The organism is Massilia sp. BHUDP2 (assembly GCF_046236355.1).
GTDB classification, from domain to species: domain Bacteria; phylum Pseudomonadota; class Gammaproteobacteria; order Burkholderiales; family Burkholderiaceae_D; genus Telluria; species Telluria varians.
Genome location: NZ_JBJUVW010000002.1, coordinates 1,125,373 through 1,142,347, shown reverse-complemented (window position 1 = coordinate 1,142,347; position 16,975 = coordinate 1,125,373). Strand labels below are relative to the sequence as shown.

Annotated in this window: 13 protein-coding genes; all 13 read left to right on the top strand. The window is 66.2% G+C overall.

Features of this window, described 5'->3' with window-relative positions; translation table 11 throughout:
• Positions 1 to 5: 5 nt before the first annotated feature.
• Positions 6 to 1,214 carry a glycosyltransferase family 4 protein gene (locus ACK6C6_RS15730; protein WP_409268081.1) on the top strand — a complete coding sequence of 403 codons (1,209 nt, stop codon included), beginning with the start codon at positions 6 to 8 and terminating at the stop codon, positions 1,212 to 1,214.
• The gene (locus ACK6C6_RS15725) at positions 1,204 to 2,013 is read left to right on the top strand and encodes a glycosyltransferase family 2 protein (RefSeq protein ID WP_409268080.1); all 810 of its coding nucleotides are present in this window, start codon (positions 1,204 to 1,206) and stop codon (positions 2,011 to 2,013) included. Before ACK6C6_RS15730 ends, ACK6C6_RS15725 begins: the two co-directional genes overlap by 11 nt.
• Before the next feature lie 286 nt (positions 2,014 to 2,299).
• Positions 2,300 to 4,534: a DUF4962 domain-containing protein gene (locus ACK6C6_RS15720; protein WP_409268079.1), complete on the top strand. Its 2,235-nt coding sequence runs from the start codon at positions 2,300 to 2,302 to the stop codon at positions 4,532 to 4,534.
• Positions 4,535 to 4,620: 86 nt separating this feature from the next.
• Positions 4,621 to 5,481 carry a beta-1,6-N-acetylglucosaminyltransferase gene (locus ACK6C6_RS15715; protein WP_409268077.1) on the top strand — a complete coding sequence of 287 codons (861 nt, stop codon included), beginning with the start codon at positions 4,621 to 4,623 and terminating at the stop codon, positions 5,479 to 5,481.
• Entirely contained in the window at positions 5,468 to 6,427 is a 960-nt protein-coding gene (locus ACK6C6_RS15710) for a cation diffusion facilitator family transporter (RefSeq protein WP_409268075.1), read from the top strand. The genes ACK6C6_RS15715 and ACK6C6_RS15710 overlap by 14 nt, the downstream gene beginning before the upstream one ends.
• A 121-nt stretch (positions 6,428 to 6,548) precedes the next feature.
• A complete protein-coding gene (locus ACK6C6_RS15705; RefSeq protein WP_409268074.1) occupies positions 6,549 to 7,760 on the top strand; it encodes a glycosyltransferase in 1,212 nt (403 codons plus the stop codon).
• 132 nt (positions 7,761 to 7,892) lie between these two features.
• Positions 7,893 to 8,996 (top strand): glycosyltransferase, encoded by a 1,104-nt coding sequence (locus ACK6C6_RS15700; protein ID WP_409268073.1) that lies wholly within the window; start codon positions 7,893 to 7,895, stop codon positions 8,994 to 8,996.
• Between the two features lie 39 nt (positions 8,997 to 9,035).
• Entirely contained in the window at positions 9,036 to 11,000 is a 1,965-nt protein-coding gene (locus ACK6C6_RS15695) for an alginate lyase family protein (RefSeq protein ID WP_409268072.1), read from the top strand.
• Positions 11,001 to 11,027: 27 nt separating this feature from the next.
• Positions 11,028 to 12,167 (top strand): non-hydrolyzing UDP-N-acetylglucosamine 2-epimerase, encoded by a 1,140-nt coding sequence (gene wecB / locus ACK6C6_RS15690; protein WP_209588261.1) that lies wholly within the window; start codon positions 11,028 to 11,030, stop codon positions 12,165 to 12,167.
• Entirely contained in the window at positions 12,164 to 12,946 is a 783-nt protein-coding gene (locus ACK6C6_RS15685) for a WecB/TagA/CpsF family glycosyltransferase (RefSeq protein WP_409268071.1), read from the top strand. The genes wecB and ACK6C6_RS15685 overlap by 4 nt, the downstream gene beginning before the upstream one ends.
• Before the next feature lie 194 nt (positions 12,947 to 13,140).
• The gene (gene galE / locus ACK6C6_RS15680; RefSeq protein WP_292038015.1) at positions 13,141 to 14,139 is read left to right on the top strand and encodes a UDP-glucose 4-epimerase GalE; all 999 of its coding nucleotides are present in this window, start codon (positions 13,141 to 13,143) and stop codon (positions 14,137 to 14,139) included.
• Positions 14,140 to 14,174: 35 nt separating this feature from the next.
• On the top strand, positions 14,175 to 15,353 hold the full coding sequence (locus ACK6C6_RS15675; protein ID WP_209588263.1) for an NDP-sugar synthase: 1,179 nt from the start codon (positions 14,175 to 14,177) through the stop codon (positions 15,351 to 15,353).
• Positions 15,350 to 16,768 carry a mannose-1-phosphate guanylyltransferase/mannose-6-phosphate isomerase gene (locus ACK6C6_RS15670; RefSeq protein WP_409268069.1) on the top strand — a complete coding sequence of 473 codons (1,419 nt, stop codon included), beginning with the start codon at positions 15,350 to 15,352 and terminating at the stop codon, positions 16,766 to 16,768. Before ACK6C6_RS15675 ends, ACK6C6_RS15670 begins: the two co-directional genes overlap by 4 nt.
• Positions 16,769 to 16,975: the final 207 nt, after the last annotated feature.

Below are 16,975 nucleotides of genomic sequence, written 5' to 3'. Positions count from 1 at the left end.
TACTGATGGTCTCGGAAGATTTGCCGGGTGCCCAGCTCGGCGGCCTGGCCAAGCATGTCGTCACGCTGTCGAATGCCCTGCTCGAAGAAGGCCACCACGTGGACATCATGGGCCGCTCCGACCGGGCCCACCCCAGGAGCGCCGAGGAGATCGGCTTCCAGGGCCGGTTCATTCCCGGTTTCGACTTCCGCCGGGTCGGCTGGAAGGAAGCCCAGCTCGGCTTCTTCAATCCCGCCAAGCGGCCCTGGTTCGCCGCCAGGGTGGCGCGCGCGCTGTCCGAGCATGCCCGCAGGATCGGCAACTACGACGTGGTGCACTACCACGGCCACCTGCCGATGACCGGGTTGTACGTCGATTCCGGCCTGAATTTCGTCCAGACCCGCCACGACCAGGGCAGCGAATGCGTGACCCACCTGCGCTTCAGGAACGACGCGGTGTGCCTTGAAACCTCGCCGCGGGCCTGCGCCGGCTGCGCCCATGCGGCGCCGGGGCCGCTGCGCAGCATGCTCTCGGGCCACGCGGTGGCGCGCTACCGCGGCGAGACCGAACGCACGTTCGCGCAGCATAAAACCATCTTCGTGTCGGATTTCCTGCGCCGCCAGTTCCTGCGCACGCTGCCGCATGCCGACCTGTCGCGCTCGCGCGTGATCCACAACTTCATCAACTACCGCAAGCTGGCGCGCCTGGCCGCCAGCAGCGGCGCGCCAAGGCCGGGGCAGGTGCTGATGGCCGGGCGCATCGATACCGGCAAGGGCTTCGCCGAATTCCTGGCCGCGGCGCGCGGACGGCTGCCCGCCGGGGCGCAGCTGCTGGTGGTCGGCGACGGCCCGCTGCGCGCGCGCCTGGAAGCCGAGTATGCGAGCGAACAGATACGCTTCCTCGGCTGGCAGCCGAACCAGGACGTGGTGGCCCTGACTGCCACCAGCCATGCCTGCGTGGTGCCCTCGGTGTGGGAAGAACCCTGCGGCACCACCATACTCGAAGCGCTGGCTCTGGGCCGACCCTGCCTGGCGCTGGCGCGCGGCGGCAATCCCGAGCTTGCCGTCTACGAATCCTATTCCGGCCAGTTGCGCCTGGCCACGTCGATGGAGGAGCTGGTGGGGCTCCTGGTCGACGAACTGGCGCAGCCGGCCCAGGCGCGTCCATTGCCGGCAATCGCCGGGATGGACGTTTTCCAGGCCCTTCCCAAGATCGTGGACTTCTATGCACAATAATGCTTCGACCCCTGTCGCCGCCAAGCCGACTTTTTCCATTGTTACCTGCACCTGGAACAGTGCTGCAACCCTGGCCGACACCCTGGCCTCGGTCCAGGCCCAGACCTGCCAGAACTACGAGCACATTTTCGTGGACGGCGGCTCCACCGACGGCACCCTCGACATGATCGCGGCCTATCCGGGCAACAAGCGGGTGCTGCGCGACGTCGGCGGCGGCATCAGCCGCGCCATGAACCAGGGCATCGAAGCGGCGCAGGGCGAGTACATCGCCCATTTGCATTCGGACGATTATTACAACGGCCCCGACGTGCTGGCCACCGTCAAGCGCGCCTTCGACGAGGCCCAGGCGGCAGGCCGGCCGGTGGATTGGGTGTACGGGAACATCCAGGTGCTCAAGGATGGCAAGATGGTGCCGCCCTATGCGATGCCGGCCTTTTCCTACCGTTCCTTCGTGGCCGGGCGCAGCTCGATCCCGCACCCGGCCGTGTTCATCCGCAAGTCGGCCTTCGAGCGCGTCGGCGCCTTCGACGAGAAGCTCAAGTACGCGATGGACATCGACCTGTGGCTGCGCCTGGGCGCCGAGTCGCGGCCGGCCATGATCGACCAGCCCCTGACCGTGTTCCGCGACCATGCGGGCAGCGTGTCCTCGGCCAACCGCCTGAAGGCGCGCCAGGAGGAATTCAACGTGCGCCGGCGCCACATGGACAAGGCGCCGCTGGCCTTCGGTATTTACTGCCTGCGCTACCTGAAACGGGTGCGCGAACTGCAAGCCGAGGCGCGCGCGGTGCCGGCGCAATGAAAGCGTAGCTTTCTGACAGCTTTGCCGTTTTGTCTTTTCAGGCGGTTTACGACCATTAAAAGCCTGCAAATATTGTTCGGTAAAAGTTGAAATTCTGTCGTGGGATTTCTGCAAAGCAATCAAAAAATCTGTGATTTCTTTGGGGAATTTGCCTGTGCTCAACTTACTTTGGGGTAGCATAACTGCTGCCAAGTAAGTCGTTTCTTCAGAGCATCAAGCGTTCTCAAGCCCTGCCGGCAAGCCCGGCCTGGCGCACGGATTTCAAGATTTTTTTCGGAGTACCCACATGCAATTTCAACGGAAGAGCCTGGTCCTGATGGCCGCCGTCGCCTCGCTGTTCGCGAGCGTTTCCGCGCGTGCCGACTGGGTCCAGTCGACCGATCCCCTGGTCGTGCAGGCCAAGCCAGAAATGAACTCGGTGCAGGCGCAGAATCCTCCTGGCTTCACCTGGGCCCGCCACGCGACCGGTCCGGCCAGCTACGAGGTCGAGGTCACGCCGGTGGGCGGCACTCCGACCCGCGCCGTGGTCGACCGCAACTGGTACCTGCCGACCAAGGCGCTCGCCCTCGGCAACTACACCTGGCGCGTGCGCCCCGTGGGCAGCAACGAATGGTCGACCCCGCGCAACTTCTCGATCACCAGCAAGTCGACCAAGTTCGAAGTGCCGGACAACGCCACCCTGCGCAGCCGCATCCTGTCGAAAGCGCGTCCGCGTTCGCTGCCGAACTCGGTGACCCCGTTCTCGACCTGGAACTATGCCAAGCGCACCACGCTCGAACCCTACCTGAGCCGCCTGGGTAACGAAGTCAAGGCGCAAGTCAGCGCCGTGCCCAGCCTGACCGACTCGCGCTGGAACATCGTCATCAGCTCGCCGCTGACCGCCGCCATGGCCTCGCAGCAGACCGACGTGCGCCAGCGCATCAACGAAGCGACCCGCCAGATGGAAGCGGCGGCGCTGATGTACAAGCTGAAAGGCGAGACCGTCTACCTGACCGAAGCCCTGCGCCGCGGCGATGAACTGGCCGCGCTCAATCCGTCGGGTCCGACCAGCTACGCCAACCAGGACCAGGCCACCCGCCAGATCGCCTGGGGCCTGGCCAAGACCATCGACCTGCTGGGCGGCGCGCTGGACGGCACCCGCAAGGCGCGCTGGCTCGGTTCGATCAAGATCCGCACCACCGAGATCTACAACAACCTGGCGGGCGACAACGGCCGCCTCGACCAGTACCCGTTCGACTCGCACGGCAACACCAGCCTGGTGTTCCTGGTCCTGATCTCGACCCTGACCCTGGGCGACATCCCGGACGCCGAGAAGTGGTTCGACTTCTCCTTCCGCGCCTATGCCCTGAGCCCGAACCCGTGGAGCGGCCCGGAAGGCGGCTACGCCAACGGCACCGCCTATGCCGAGTACGCGGCCGGCTACCTGCTGGCCCTGTGGGATCCGCTCACCCACGCCAGCGGCGTGAACTTCTTCGGCAAGCCCTGGACCCTCGGCTTCCTCGACTTCGCGATGGAATTCACCCCGCCGGGCGCGCGCACCCACGCCTTCGGCGACGCCTCCGAGACCAAGCCGGACCCGCGCGTGTTCCGCGCCTTCGCCACCCGCATGTGGTCGCCGCGCGCCGCCTGGTACGTGAAGAACACCACCGGCATGGAAGACGCGATGTCGCTGCTGCAGGCCGAATACCCGCTGCCGGTGAGCTACACCACCTACCTGGAAGCGCCGCAGAATTCGGCCTATTACCCGAGCATCGGCTGGGTCGCCATGCACAGCGACCTCGGTTCGAACTCGCGCATCTCGACCTTCTTCAAGTCCAGCCCCTACGGCTCGTTCAACCACAGCCACGGCGACCAGAACGGCCTGCTGCTGTCGATCGCCGGCCAGCCGATGCTGGTCAAGGCCGGCTGGTACGACTGGTACGGCTCGCCGTACTGGACCGACTGGTACCACCAGACCCGCTCGCAGAACGCGATCACCTTCGACGGCGGCAAGGGCCAGATGGTGACCGGCTACCGCGAGCAGCTGCAGCGCAACGGCCGGATCACCGCCTTCACCGCCCAGCCGAGCTACGACTATGCCGAAGGCGACGCCACCCCGTCGTATGGCGGCCAGCTGACCATGGCCAAGCGCCAGGTCTGGCACCTGCGCAACGCCGGCAACGCCATCCTGGTGCGCGACCGCCTGTCCAGCACCGTGGCGCGCACCTACGAGTGGAACATCCACACGCCGGTGATCATGACGGTCGAGAACGGCCAGAACGTCAAGGTGGTGGCCGGCAACCAGTCGCTGTGCCTGCGTTCGCTGAACGGCAACGCCAATTTCGCCAAGTGGATCGGCCCGGGCGCCAAGACCAATGTGGTGGAAGACCACGGCGCCTTCTACCTGAAGGCCGATGCCAACGCCACCGCCGAGTACCTGGTGCTGCTCGACGTCGGCTGCAAGAAGCCGGCCGTGAACATCTCGACCTCGGGTTCGGTGCGTACCGTCACCGTGGGCGGGCAGTCGGTGACCATCAACTAACGAGCGCTGTCCGCTTCACGCAGCTGCTAGACTCGGGCTCCTCGCGGCATGCGCCGCGAGGAGCTTTTTTAATTGCGGAGTCGGCAATGAAGCAGGTGTTCCTGATCTGTGCGCACAAGGACATCGACCAGCTCAATGCGCTGGTCGAGGCCTTGTCCGACCCCGACTTCACGGTCTACGTCCACCTCGACCGAAAGAGCGCGCTCGACCCGGGCGCGCTGCATCGCGCGGCCCGCTTGGTATCGCCGCGCATCGACGTGCGCTGGGGCGGCTTCTCGCAGGTGCAGGCGACCCTGGTGTCGCTGCGCCAGATCCTGCGCGAGCAGCCCGACTTCGACAAGGTCGTCTTCCTTTCGGCCCAGGACTTCCCGCTGCTGCCCAATGCCCTGCTCAAGCGCGAGCTCCTTCGCTTGCGCGACCATGAGCTGCTGGAGACGGCGCCGATCCGCCCGGGCGGCTGGAACGTGGCGTTCCGCTACCAGTTCTACTACCGCGAAGGAGGGGGGCGGCTGGAGCGCCTGGCCTGCGGCCTGGCCAACCGCGTCCTGCGCGCCACCGGGCGCCGGCGCAGCATGCCGGACGGCTTCGCGCCGCACGGGGGATCGTCCTGGTGGGCCTTGTCGCGCGGCTGCGTGGCCGAGGTGCTGCGCCTGGCCGACGCCCATCCGCGCCTGATGCGCTTCCTGCGCACCGTGCAATGCCCCGACGAGATGCTGTTCCAGACCCTGGTGATGGGCTCGCGCTTTGCGGACCGGGTGCTGTCGGATAACTACCGCTACGTGCAGTGGCCGGAGCAGGGCGCGCGCAATCCCAAGGTGCTGGACGCCGGCGACTTCGAGCGCATCCGCGCCTCGAACGCGCATTTCTGCCGCAAGCTGGACAGCCAGACCAGCGCCGCCCTGCTGCCGCAACTGCTGCAGTGGAAGGAAAGCCGTGCCGCCGCCTGAGGAGTCCGGCCGCGCAGGCGAGACGCCGCGGCGCGGATCCCAGAAGGTCATCTATGCCGCGATCGTCGCCAACCTCGGGATCGCGACCGCCAAGTTCATCGTCGCCGGCGTCACCGGCAGCGCCGCCATGGTGGCCGAAGGCATCCACTCGGCCGTGGACACCGGCAACGAATTCCTGCTGCTGCTGGGCGAGCGGCGCAGCAGCCGCCCGGCCGACCGCAAGCATCCCTTCGGCTATGGCAAGTCGCTGTATTTCTGGGCGCTGATCGTGGCCCTGTCGGTGTTTTCGCTGGGCGGCGGGTTGTCGATCTACCACGGGCTCGATGCGCTGGAAAACCCGCCGCCGCTGGAAGACCCGCTGTGGAACTATGTCGTGCTGGGCGTCGCCGCGCTGTTCGAAGGCTATAGCTGGAACGTGTCGCGCAAGGCCCTGAATGCCGTGCGCAAGCCCGGCACCACGCTATGGCAGGCGGTCCGCGCGAGCAAGGATGCCTCGGTCTTCACGGTCTTCATCGAGGATTCGGCCGCGCTGCTGGGGCTGGCGATTGCCGCGCTCGGCATCGCGCTGGGGCATTATTTCGACAATCCGTACGCCGACCCGGTCGCCTCGATCCTGATCGGCGTCCTCCTGATCGGCGCGGCCATCATGCTGGCGCGCGAAACCGGCGCCCTGCTGGTCGGCGAAAGCATCGACCGCGACCAGCTGGCGGCGCTGTATGCGCTGTTCCGCCGCGAGCCGGCGCTGGACAGCGTGAGCAGCCTGCGCACCATGCAGATGGGCCCCGAGGAAGTGCTGCTGGCGGCGTCGGTGCAATTCCGGCGCGGCATGCGCATCGACGAAGTGGAGCAGGCGATCGCCCGGATCGAGACCGCGGTCGCCGGCGCGCATCCGGTGATCCGCCAGATCTATTTCGAGGCGTCGGCGCTGCGCACATCGATGCGCTAGGGGCGCGAAGCCGCCTTTTTGCGCGCCTGTGTGCTGTAGCGCACATATGCGTGCGGCACCCGACCCGTGCTCGCAAGAGCTTGCGCTAGAATCGGCTGGCCTCGCTCATCCTGAGAAACGTATGCGCAAGCCCCTGTCCATCGCCTTCATCGTCCGTGATCCCCTGCCGCCGCTGCGTGCCGACCTGGCCACCCTGTTCGGCGCCGAGATGCCGCGCTATGGGGTGACTACCCAACTGGTCGGGCAGGCCGGCAGCGAGGAAGGTAGCACGTGGCCGGCGGGCGGCATGCACACGGTGGGCAGCGTGAAGTCGCGCTTTGCCGCCGTCCTGTCACCCCTGTGGGACCTGCGCGGCCTGTTGCACGCCTGGCGGCGCGGGCGGCCCGACTGTATACAGGTGCGCGACAAGATCGCCTCCGGCCTGCTCGGGCGGATCGCCGCCGCCGTGCTGCGCGTGCCCTTTGTTTACTGGATGTCCTTCCCGATCGTCGAAGGCTTCGAGGTGCGGCGCGACGAGATCGGCCGCCGCGGCAAGGGGCTGCTGTGGTGCGGCCATGCCCTGCGCGCCTGGGCCTCGCGCTTCGTCATCTACCGCCTGGTGCTGCCGGGGGCGCGCCACATCTTCGTGCAGAGCGAGGCCATGGCCGACTGGATGGCGAGTCAGGGCTTCGAGCGCACCCGCATGACCGCCGTGCCGATGGGCGTCGACGCAAGCCTGTTCGACCGCGACCGGGTCGAGCCGGTCGTCGATCCGCGCCTGGATGGCCGCCGCGTCATCCTGTATCTCGGCCGCATCGCCCAGGCCCGCCGCTCGGACTTCCTGCTGGACGTGGCCGAGCGGCTCAAGGACGAGTTTCCCGACCTGCTCCTGGTGATGGCCGGCGACGCCGCCTCGAACGACGAAATGGCCTGGATGCGCGCCGAGATCGCGCGCCGCGGCATCGACGAGCACGTGCTGCTGACCGGCTGGTTGCCCCAGCGCACCGCGCTCGGCTATGCGGTGCGGGCCGAGGTCGGGCTGTCGCCGATTCCGCGCAGCACCCTGTTCGACGTCTCTTCGCCGACCAAGCTGGTCGAGTACCTGGCGCTGGGCATCCCCAGCGTTGCCAACGACATCCCGGACCAGCAACTGGTCATCGACGAGAGCGGGGCGGGCTTGTGCGCGCCGATGGAAGCCGGCCCCTTCGCAGCGGCGGTCAAGCGTCTGTTGCAGGACAAGGCGCTCGCCGCCGAGTTAGCGAAACGTGGTCCAGCGTACGTAAGAAGCCACCGGACCTATGCTATTCTGGGTCGGATTGTTGCAGAAACGTACACAAAAATCCTGCCCGGCTAGAAGTGAAAAAGCAACACTTCAGTCCGGCAGGCATCGTATCGTGCGCTTCCCGGAGTAAATACCGTTGTACTATCCAAAACAATTTCTAATTTGCAAATATCTTTGCAGGGACCTGAAGGAAGGGCGAATGGCATGAACCGGGCATCGGCACCAGCAGCGCCAGCGGCGACGCACGCATCGCCGAAAGTGCTCATGCTGGGTACCGAGCCTGGCGGCCGTGGCGGTGTCGCCACCGTGGTCTCGCTGCTGCGCCAGAACGGCTTGTTCGAACGCGAAGGCGTCTGCTATGTGCCGACCCACGCCGAAGGCAGCCGCGCCGCCAAGGTCGGCGCCGCCTTCAAGGGCCTGCTGCGCACCCTGGTGTGCCTGGCGCGCCGTCCCGAAGTCGTGCATGCGCACGCGGCCTCGAACGGCAGCTTCGTGCGCAAGTCGGTGCTGCTGGCCCTGTCGCGCGCGAGCGGCGCCAGCACCGTTTTTCACCTGCACGGCGCCTGCTTCGACCGTTTCATCGAAACTTCCGGCCCGCTCATGCAGCGCTGGATCCGCCACACGCTCGAGAAAAGCTCGGTCGTCATCGCGCTTTCCAGCCGCTGGGCCGGCTACCTGGAGGGCTTCGCGCCGCGCGCGCATGTCGTCGTGATCCCGAACTCCGTGCCGCTGCCGCCGCCGGCGCAAGAAGCACCCGAGCCGGGCCGCATCCTGTTCCTTGGCCAGGTCGAGCCGCGCAAGGGCATCCATGAATTGCTCGAGGCGCTGGCGCTGCTGCGCGAGCGTTTTCCGCATGCGCACCTGGCGATCGGCGGCCAGGGCGAACTGGACAAGGTGAAGCGCCGCGCCCGCGAGCTGGGCGTGGCAGACCGTATTACCGAGCTGGGCTGGGTCACGGCCCAGCGCAAGCAGGAGGAGCTGGCGCGTGCTTCCATCTTCTGCCTGCCGTCACATGCCGAGGGCTTGCCGATGGCCTTGCTGGAGGCGATGGCGGCCGGCAAGGCGGTAGTCAGCACCGGCGTCGGCGGCATTCCGGATGCGCTGCGCGACGGCGACAACGGCTTGATGGTCGAGCCCGGCAACGTGGCCGCGCTGGCGGCCGCCCTCGGACGGCTGCTCGGCGACGAGGAGGAGCGCAGGCGCCTGGGTGCGCGCGCCCGCGCCACCATCGAACAGGAATTCGAGTCCGGCGTCGTGATCGGACAACTATCAGCGGTGTACAAACAGCTGCGGCAAGGCCGCAGCTGAGTGCAGCATCGCGACAAATCGCAAGGCGAGGGGAGAGCTATGAACGCAACAGTTAGGTTGGGATGGCTGGTGAACCGGCTGCGCTGCATGTCGGTCGCCGAAGTCGGCTACCGTGTCCGCCAGGCGGCCGCCACCAAAATGGGCCGGCGCATGGCCGGCCGCACGGCGCCCGCACCGCTGCCGCGCGCGCGCACGCTGGCCGTGAGCGGCGCCCCCACCCTGGAGCGTGCCGAGATCGATGCGCTGCTGCTCGATGCCGACCGCATCTGCGCCGGCCACGTGGTGCTGTTCGCCGAGCGCCGCTTCGACGTCGGCGTGCCCACCGCCTGGAACCGCGATCCCGACACCGGCGTCGTGGGCCCCTCGGTCTATGCCGGTGACATCCCGATCACCAACCGCGAGCTGGTCGGCGACATCAAGCACGTGTGGGAGCTGAACCGCCACCTGCACCTGGTGCGCTTGGCTCAGGCCTGGGCAATCACGCGCGACCTGCGCTGGCTGCATGCGCTCGAGCAGCAGCTGCGCAGCTGGCTGGAGCAGTGCCCGCCGCTCACCGGTCCGAACTGGACCAGTTCGCTGGAACTGGGCATCCGCCTGATCAACTGGAGCCTGGTCTGGCAGCTCGTGGGCGGCGAGAACAGTCCGCTGTTCGAAGGCGAATCCGGGCAGAAGCTGCGCGAAGACTGGCAGGGCAGCATCCACGCCCACTGCCGCAGCATCGCGCGCCACCTGTCGCGTCATTCCTCGGCCAACAACCACCTGATCGGCGAGCTGGCCGGCCTGTATGTCGGCGCCAGCACCTGGCCGTGCTGGAAGGAGTCCGCCAACTGGCTGGAGCAGGCCCGCCGCGAGCTCGAGATTGAAGCCGTGCTGCAATTCTCGCGCGACGGCGTCAACCGCGAGCAGGCCTTCGCCTACCACATCTTCTCGAGCGAATTCCTGTTCGTCGCCGGCCTGATGGGCCAGGCCTGCGGCCAGCCCTTCCCGCGCCCGTACTGGGCGTCGCTGCAGCGCGCGCTGCGCTTCCTGCGCTCGGTGCGCGATGTCGGCGGCAACCTGCCGGCGGTGGGCGATGCCGACGACGGCTGCGTGTTCCGCCTCGACGCTTCCGGCATGGACCGCGCCGCCCAGCTGCTGGCGCTGGGCGACACCGTGTTCGGCGCCCATCCGGACAACCACCCGGGCGTACGCTGGCTGCTGCACGCGCTGCCCGGCCCGCGCCCGGACTGCGACCCGCACGAGGTCGACAGCGGTTGGGCCTTCCCTGACGGCGGTTACCTGCTGTTCGGCAACCATTTCGGCGAGCACCAGGAAGTCAAGGGCATGCTCGACTGCGGTCCGCTCGGCTACCTCGGCATCGCCGCCCACGGCCATGCCGACGCGCTGGCGATGACGCTCTCGGTGGCCGGCGAGGAATGCCTGATCGACCCCGGCACCTATTCCTACTGGCAGGAGCAGAAGTGGCGCGATTATTTCCGCGGCACGTCAAGCCACAACACGGTGCGCATCGACGGCCAGGACCAGTCCGTCAGCGGCGGGCGCTTCATGTGGCTGCGCAAGGCTCAGGCCCGGATCGAGCGCATGCCCAGCAGCCCGAACGACTTCGATTTCCGCGGCTCGCACGACGGCTACACCCGCCTGTCGGACCCGGTGCGCCACATGCGCAGCGTGCGCTTCGACGGCGCCAGCAATACCCTGACCGTGCGCGACGAAGTCTCGGCGCGCAAGCAGCACAAGGTCGAGCTGTTCTGGCATTTCGCGCCCGAGCTCGACGTGCGCCTGACCAGCCATGGCCTGTCGGTGCGCGGCAAGCGTTTCGTGCTGCAGATGCAGGCCAGCGGCGCCGATCTGCAGCTGGAACTGGTGCGCGGCGCCGAGAACCCGCCGCTCGGCTGGTGCTCGCGCACCTATGAGTCGAAGCGCCCCTGCGAAGTGCTTCGTATCACGACGGTATCGTCCGCCGTCCCCGTCGAATGCAGGTTTACAATAACGTTCCTGCATTAACAAAAATTTATCATTAGGAAATATCCGATGCTGATATATCTCGTTGCTGGTGCCCGTCCCAACTTCATGAAGATCGCACCGATCGTGCGTGCGCTGCAGGCGTCCCAGTCCGGGAGCGGCCTGTCCTTCAAGATCATCCACACCGGACAGCACTACGACCGCGAGATGAACGACGTCTTCTTCGAGGAACTCGGCATTCCGCAGCCGGACGTGTTCATGGCCGCCGGCGGCGGCAGCCACGCCCAGCAGACCGCCAAGATCATGGTGGCCTTCGAGGAGCTGTGCGAGAAGGAATTCCCGGCCGCGGTGCTGGTGGTGGGCGACGTCAACTCGACCCTGGCCTGCTCGATCGTGGCCAAGAAGCTGCAGATCCCGGTGGCCCACGTCGAGGCCGGCCTGCGCAGCGGCGACATGTCCATGCCCGAAGAAATCAACCGCCTCGTCACCGACAGCATCTCGGACTGGTTCTTCGCCACCGAGCCGGCCGCTTGCGAGCACCTGCGCCGCGAGGGCAAGGCCGAATCGAGCGTGCACTACGTTGGTCACGTGATGGTCGACAACGTGCTGTACCAGGCCGACAAGCTCACCCAGGCCGACACCTCCGGATTCGAGACCAGCGCCTTCAAGGCGCAGCACGGGCGCTACGGCGTTGTGACCCTGCACCGCCCCAGCAACGTCGACGAGCCGGACACCTTCGCCCGCATCGCCGGCGCGCTCAAGGAGATCGCGCGGGACCTGCCCCTGATCTTCCCGGTCCACCCGCGCACCCGCGCCAACATCGAGAAATTCGGCATCGACCTCGGCCCCAACATCACCCTGGCCGGTCCGCAGGCCTACATGGCCTTCCTCAACCTGTGGAAGGACGCGGCCGTGGTGCTCACCGACTCCGGCGGCCTGCAGGAAGAGACCACGGCGCTGGGCGTGCCCTGCATCACGATTCGCGAGAACACCGAACGTCCGGTGACGGTCGACGAAGGCACCAACGTGCTGGCCGGCACCGATCCCGAAGCCATCGTGCGCGAAGCCAGGAAGGTCTTGCGCGGCGAGGGCAAGCAGGGCCGCCGGCCGCACCTGTGGGATGGCCGGGCGGCCGAGCGCATCGTCGCGGTCCTGGCAAGGGAACTCGCGGCACGCGATGCCACCCCCATTGCAAAGGAAGCCGCATGAACGCACACACCACGCCACCCACCCACGACCGCATCACCCTGATGGGCTGCCAGGTCGACAACCTGACGATGGAAGAAACGCTGGGCAAGGTCGAGGGCTTCATTCAGTCCGGGCTGCCCCACCAGCACGTGGTGGTCAACGTGGACAAGCTGGTCAAGGCCAGCCGCGACCCGGAACTGCGGCAGATCATCAACGACTGCGCGCTGGTGAACGTGGACGGCATGCCGGTGGTGTGGGCCTCGCGCCTGCTCGGCAAGCCGCTCAAGGAGCGGGTTGCCGGCGTCGACCTGTTCGAGGCGCTGATGCGGCGCGCCGGCGAGAAGGGCTGGCGCGTGTTCCTGCTGGGCGCGCGCGAGGAAGTCGTCAGCAAGGTGGCCGAGACCTATACCCGCAAGTACCCGCGCCTGGTATTGGCGGGCTACCGCAACGGCTACTGGAAGGGCGAGGAGGAAGAGCGTGCGGTGGCGGAACAGGTCCGTCTAAGCAATGCCGACCTGCTGTTCGTGGCGATCAGCTCGCCCAAGAAAGAACAGTTCCTCGGTAAATACCAGGCCCATATGCGGATTCCCTTCGCGATGGGCGTCGGCGGCACCTTCGACGTCGCGATCGGCAAGGTGAAGCGGGCCCCGCTGTGGATGCAGAAATCCGGGCTCGAATGGTTCTACCGTTTCCTGCAGGAGCCGCGCCGCATGTTCCGGCGCTACTTCATCGAAGACATGGCCTTTATCGGATTGTTCTGCAAGGAAGCACTCAAGGGCAGGCAGGCCGGTCAGGGATAGGGCGGCCGCAGAAGCCGCCTACACAAGAATACAAAAAGCCCCAAGACAAGAATACGCGGAGACCGCATCATCGTGCCGGATCGCTTCAGGCGGCCGGCGCCGTTTTGTGCGTGGGTTTTCGCGGCAGGGGTGATATGCTACGCCATTGATTGCCACATTATTAATACATTTCATATATCACAGAGAGAAACACAATGAAGATCCTGGTTACTGGCGGTATGGGCTACATCGGCTCGCATACCGTCGTCGAGCTGCAGAACGCGGGCCACGAGGTGGTCGTGGTGGACAACCTGTCCAACGCGGTCTCGTCGGTGCAGGAGCGTGTGCAGCGCATCACCGGCAAGAACTTCGTCTTCGAGGAAGCCGACATCCGTGACCGCGCGGCGATGGAGCGCATCTTCGGCGCCCACAAGGTCGACGCCGTGATCCATTTCGCCGGCCTGAAGGCGGTGGGCGAATCGGTGGCGCAGCCGCTGCGCTACTACGACAACAACGTCAACGGCAGCGTGATCCTGTTCGAGACGATGGCCAAGTTCGGCGTGAAGACCATCGTGTTCTCGTCCTCGGCCACCGTGTACGGCGACCCGGCCTCGGTGCCGATCCGCGAAGACTTCCCGCTCTCGGCCACCAACCCCTACGGCCGCAGCAAGCTGATGATCGAAGACATCCTGCGCGACCTGGCCAAGGCCGAGCCCGACTGGCGCATCGCGCTGCTGCGCTATTTCAACCCGGTCGGCGCCCACGAGAGCGGCCTGATCGGCGAAGAGCCGAACGGCATCCCGAACAACCTCGTTCCCTACATCGCCCAGGTCGCCAACGGCCAGCGCGACAAGCTGTCCGTGTTCGGCGGCGACTACCCGACCCCGGACGGCACCGGCCTGCGCGACTATATCCACGTGGTGGACCTCGCGATCGGCCACGTGAAAACCCTCGACCGCCTGGCCAGGGAGCCGGGCATCGTCACCTACAACCTCGGCACCGGCCGCGGCAACAGCGTGCTGGAAATGGTGCGCGCTTTCGAGCAGGCCAGCGGCCGCAAGATCGCCTACCAGATCGTCGACCGCCGCCCCGGCGACGTGGCCCAGTGCTACGCCGACCCGGCCAAGGCGCGCGAAGAGCTGGGCTGGACTGCCGAGCGCGATGTCGCCCAGATGTGCGCCGACGTGTGGCGCTACCAAACCACTGCCAAGTAAGCACAGCCAAACAACCCAATGTAAAGGACGGTCTGATGAAAGCCATGATTCTCGCTGCAGGCAAGGGCACGCGTGTGCGCCCGCTTACCTATGACCTGCCAAAACCCATGATCCCCTTACTGGGCAAACCGGTAATGGCCTACCTCGTCGAACACCTGAAGAAGCATGGCGTGACCGAAATCATGGTCAACGTCAGCTGGCTGCACGAAAAGATCGAGGAATACTTCGGTGAAGGCCACCAGTTCGGCGTCCAGATCGGCTACTCCTTCGAAGGCTATATCAAGGACGACGGCGAAATCGTGCCGGAGCCGATCGGCTCGGCCGGCGGCATGAAGAAGATCCAGGAATTCGGCGGCTTCTTCGACGACACCACCATCGTGCTGTGCGGCGACGCCCTGATCGACCTCGACCTCAAGGCCGCGCTGCTCGAGCACCGCCGCAAGGGCGCGATGGCCACCGTCATCACCAAGGAAGTCCCGTGGGACAAGGTCTCGTCCTATGGCGTGGTGGTCACCGACGCCAACGGCCGCATCACCGAGTTCCAGGAGAAGCCGTCGGAAGCCGAGGCCAAGTCCAACTTCATCTCCACCGGCATCTACATCTTCGAGCCGGAAGTCATCGACATGATCCCGTCGGGCGTGCCCTTCGACATCGGTTCCGAACTGTTCCCGCTGCTGGCCGAGCGCGGCCTGCCGTTCTATGCCCAGGGCCGCCCCTTCAACTGGCTCGACATCGGCACCATGAGCGACTACTGGGAAGTGCTGCAGACCGTGCTGACCGGCGAGGTCAACCACATGGACGTGCCGGGCATCCAGATCGAGCCGGGCGTCTGGACCGGCCTGAACACCAGCATCGACTGGGAAGGCACCACCATCGAAGGCCCGGTCTACATCGGTTCCAACGTCAAGATCGAGGCCGGTACCCGCATCGTCGGCCCGACCTGGATCGGCCACGGCAGCCACATCTGCGAAGGCGCCGAGATCGTGCGCAGTGTGTTGTTCGAATACACACGGGTGTTGCATGATGTAACATTGCACGAAATGATCGTTTTCAAGGACTACAGTGTCGACCGCAAGGGCGAGATGAAGCATGCCTCCGAGTATTCTTCGCAGGAATGGCTGAATGCGCGCGACCGCCGCCGTTCGGTCCGCAAGGAAATCGATGGCGTAGCCCAGAACGCAATTCAAAAGATCAAAGAGAAAGTAAGCGCATGAAAATTTATCCAGTCATCCTCTCCGGCGGCGCCGGTACCCGTCTGTGGCCGTTGTCGCGCGCCGTGCTGCCCAAGCAGCTGCTGCCGCTGGTAGCGGACCGGACCATGCTGCAGGAAACTGCGCTGCGGGTGGCCGAATGGCCGGGAGTGATGGCGCCGCTGGTCGTGTGCGGCAACGACCACCGCTTCATGGTGGCTGAACAACTGCGCGAGACCGGCATCACCCCGCTCGGCATCCTGCTCGAGCCGGTCGGCCGCAACACCGCCCCGGCGGTGGCCGCGGCCGCCCACTACCTGAAGGCGATCGACCCGGAAGCCATCATGCTGGTGCTGCCGGCCGACCACGTCATCGAGGACGGCGCCGCCTTCCGCGATGCGGTCGAGCGCGCCGTCACGCTGGTGTCGCAGGGCGCCCTGGCCACCTTCGGCATCGTGCCGAAGACCCCGGAGACCGGCTACGGCTACATCCGCCGCGGCGAGCAGGTCCCCGGTTGCGGCGACTGCTACAAGGTGGCGCGCTTCGTCGAGAAGCCGGATGCCGCCACCGCGCAAGGCTTCCTGGACGAGGGCGGCTACTACTGGAACAGCGGCATGTTCATGTTCCATGCCGAGCGTTTCCTCAAGGAGCTGCAGGAGCACGCGCCGGCCATCGCCGACGCTGCCGAGAAAGCCGTCAGCACGGGCTACCGCGACCTCGACTTCTGCCGCCTGGAAGAAAAGGCCTTCTCGGACAGCCCGTCCGATTCGATCGACTATGCGGTGATGGAAAAGACCGTCGATGCCGCCGTGGTGCCGGCCGACATCGGCTGGAACGACGTCGGTTCCTGGTCGGCGCTGTGGGAAGTCCAGCCGAAGGATGCCAACGGCAATGCCCAGCGCGGCGACGTCTACCTGGACAACGTGAAGAACTCGCTGGTGCGCGCCGAATCGCGCATCGTGGCCGTGGTCGGCGTGGAAGACCTGGTCGTGGTCGAGACCCAGGACGCGGTGCTGGTCACCCACAAGGACCAGGTGCAGCGCGTCAAGCAGGTGGTCGACCACCTCAAGTCCAAGGCCCGTACCGAGCACCTGCACCACACGCGCGTCTACCGTCCGTGGGGCCACTACGAGGGCATCGATGCGGGCGACCGCTTCCAGGTCAAGCGCATCACCGTCAAGCCGGGCGAGAAGCTCTCGCTGCAGATGCACCACCATCGCGCCGAGCACTGGGTCGTGGTGTCGGGCACCGCGCGCGTGACCTGCGGCGAGAAGGTTTGCCTGCTGTCGGAAAACGAGTCGACCTACATCCCGATCGGCATCACCCACCGCCTGGAAAACCCGGGCAAGATGCCGCTGCACCTGATCGAAGTGCAATCGGGCAGCTACCTCGGCGAGGACGACATCGTCCGCTTCGAGGATATCTACCAGCGCGCCTGATCGTAGGGTGGGCGGGTTTCCCGCCCACGCGGTGATAAGTAAAGGCTCCGACTTCGTGCCGGATGATATTGCTGCCAACTATCACCGCGTGGGCGGCAGAGCCGCCCACCCTACGTTATAGCGCCGCGCCCGCTTGCATAGCGGAACCGTGTGAACCCCTTCCGGAACGCGGGCATACAATGCCCGCAACTGAACCGAGCGAGGGGG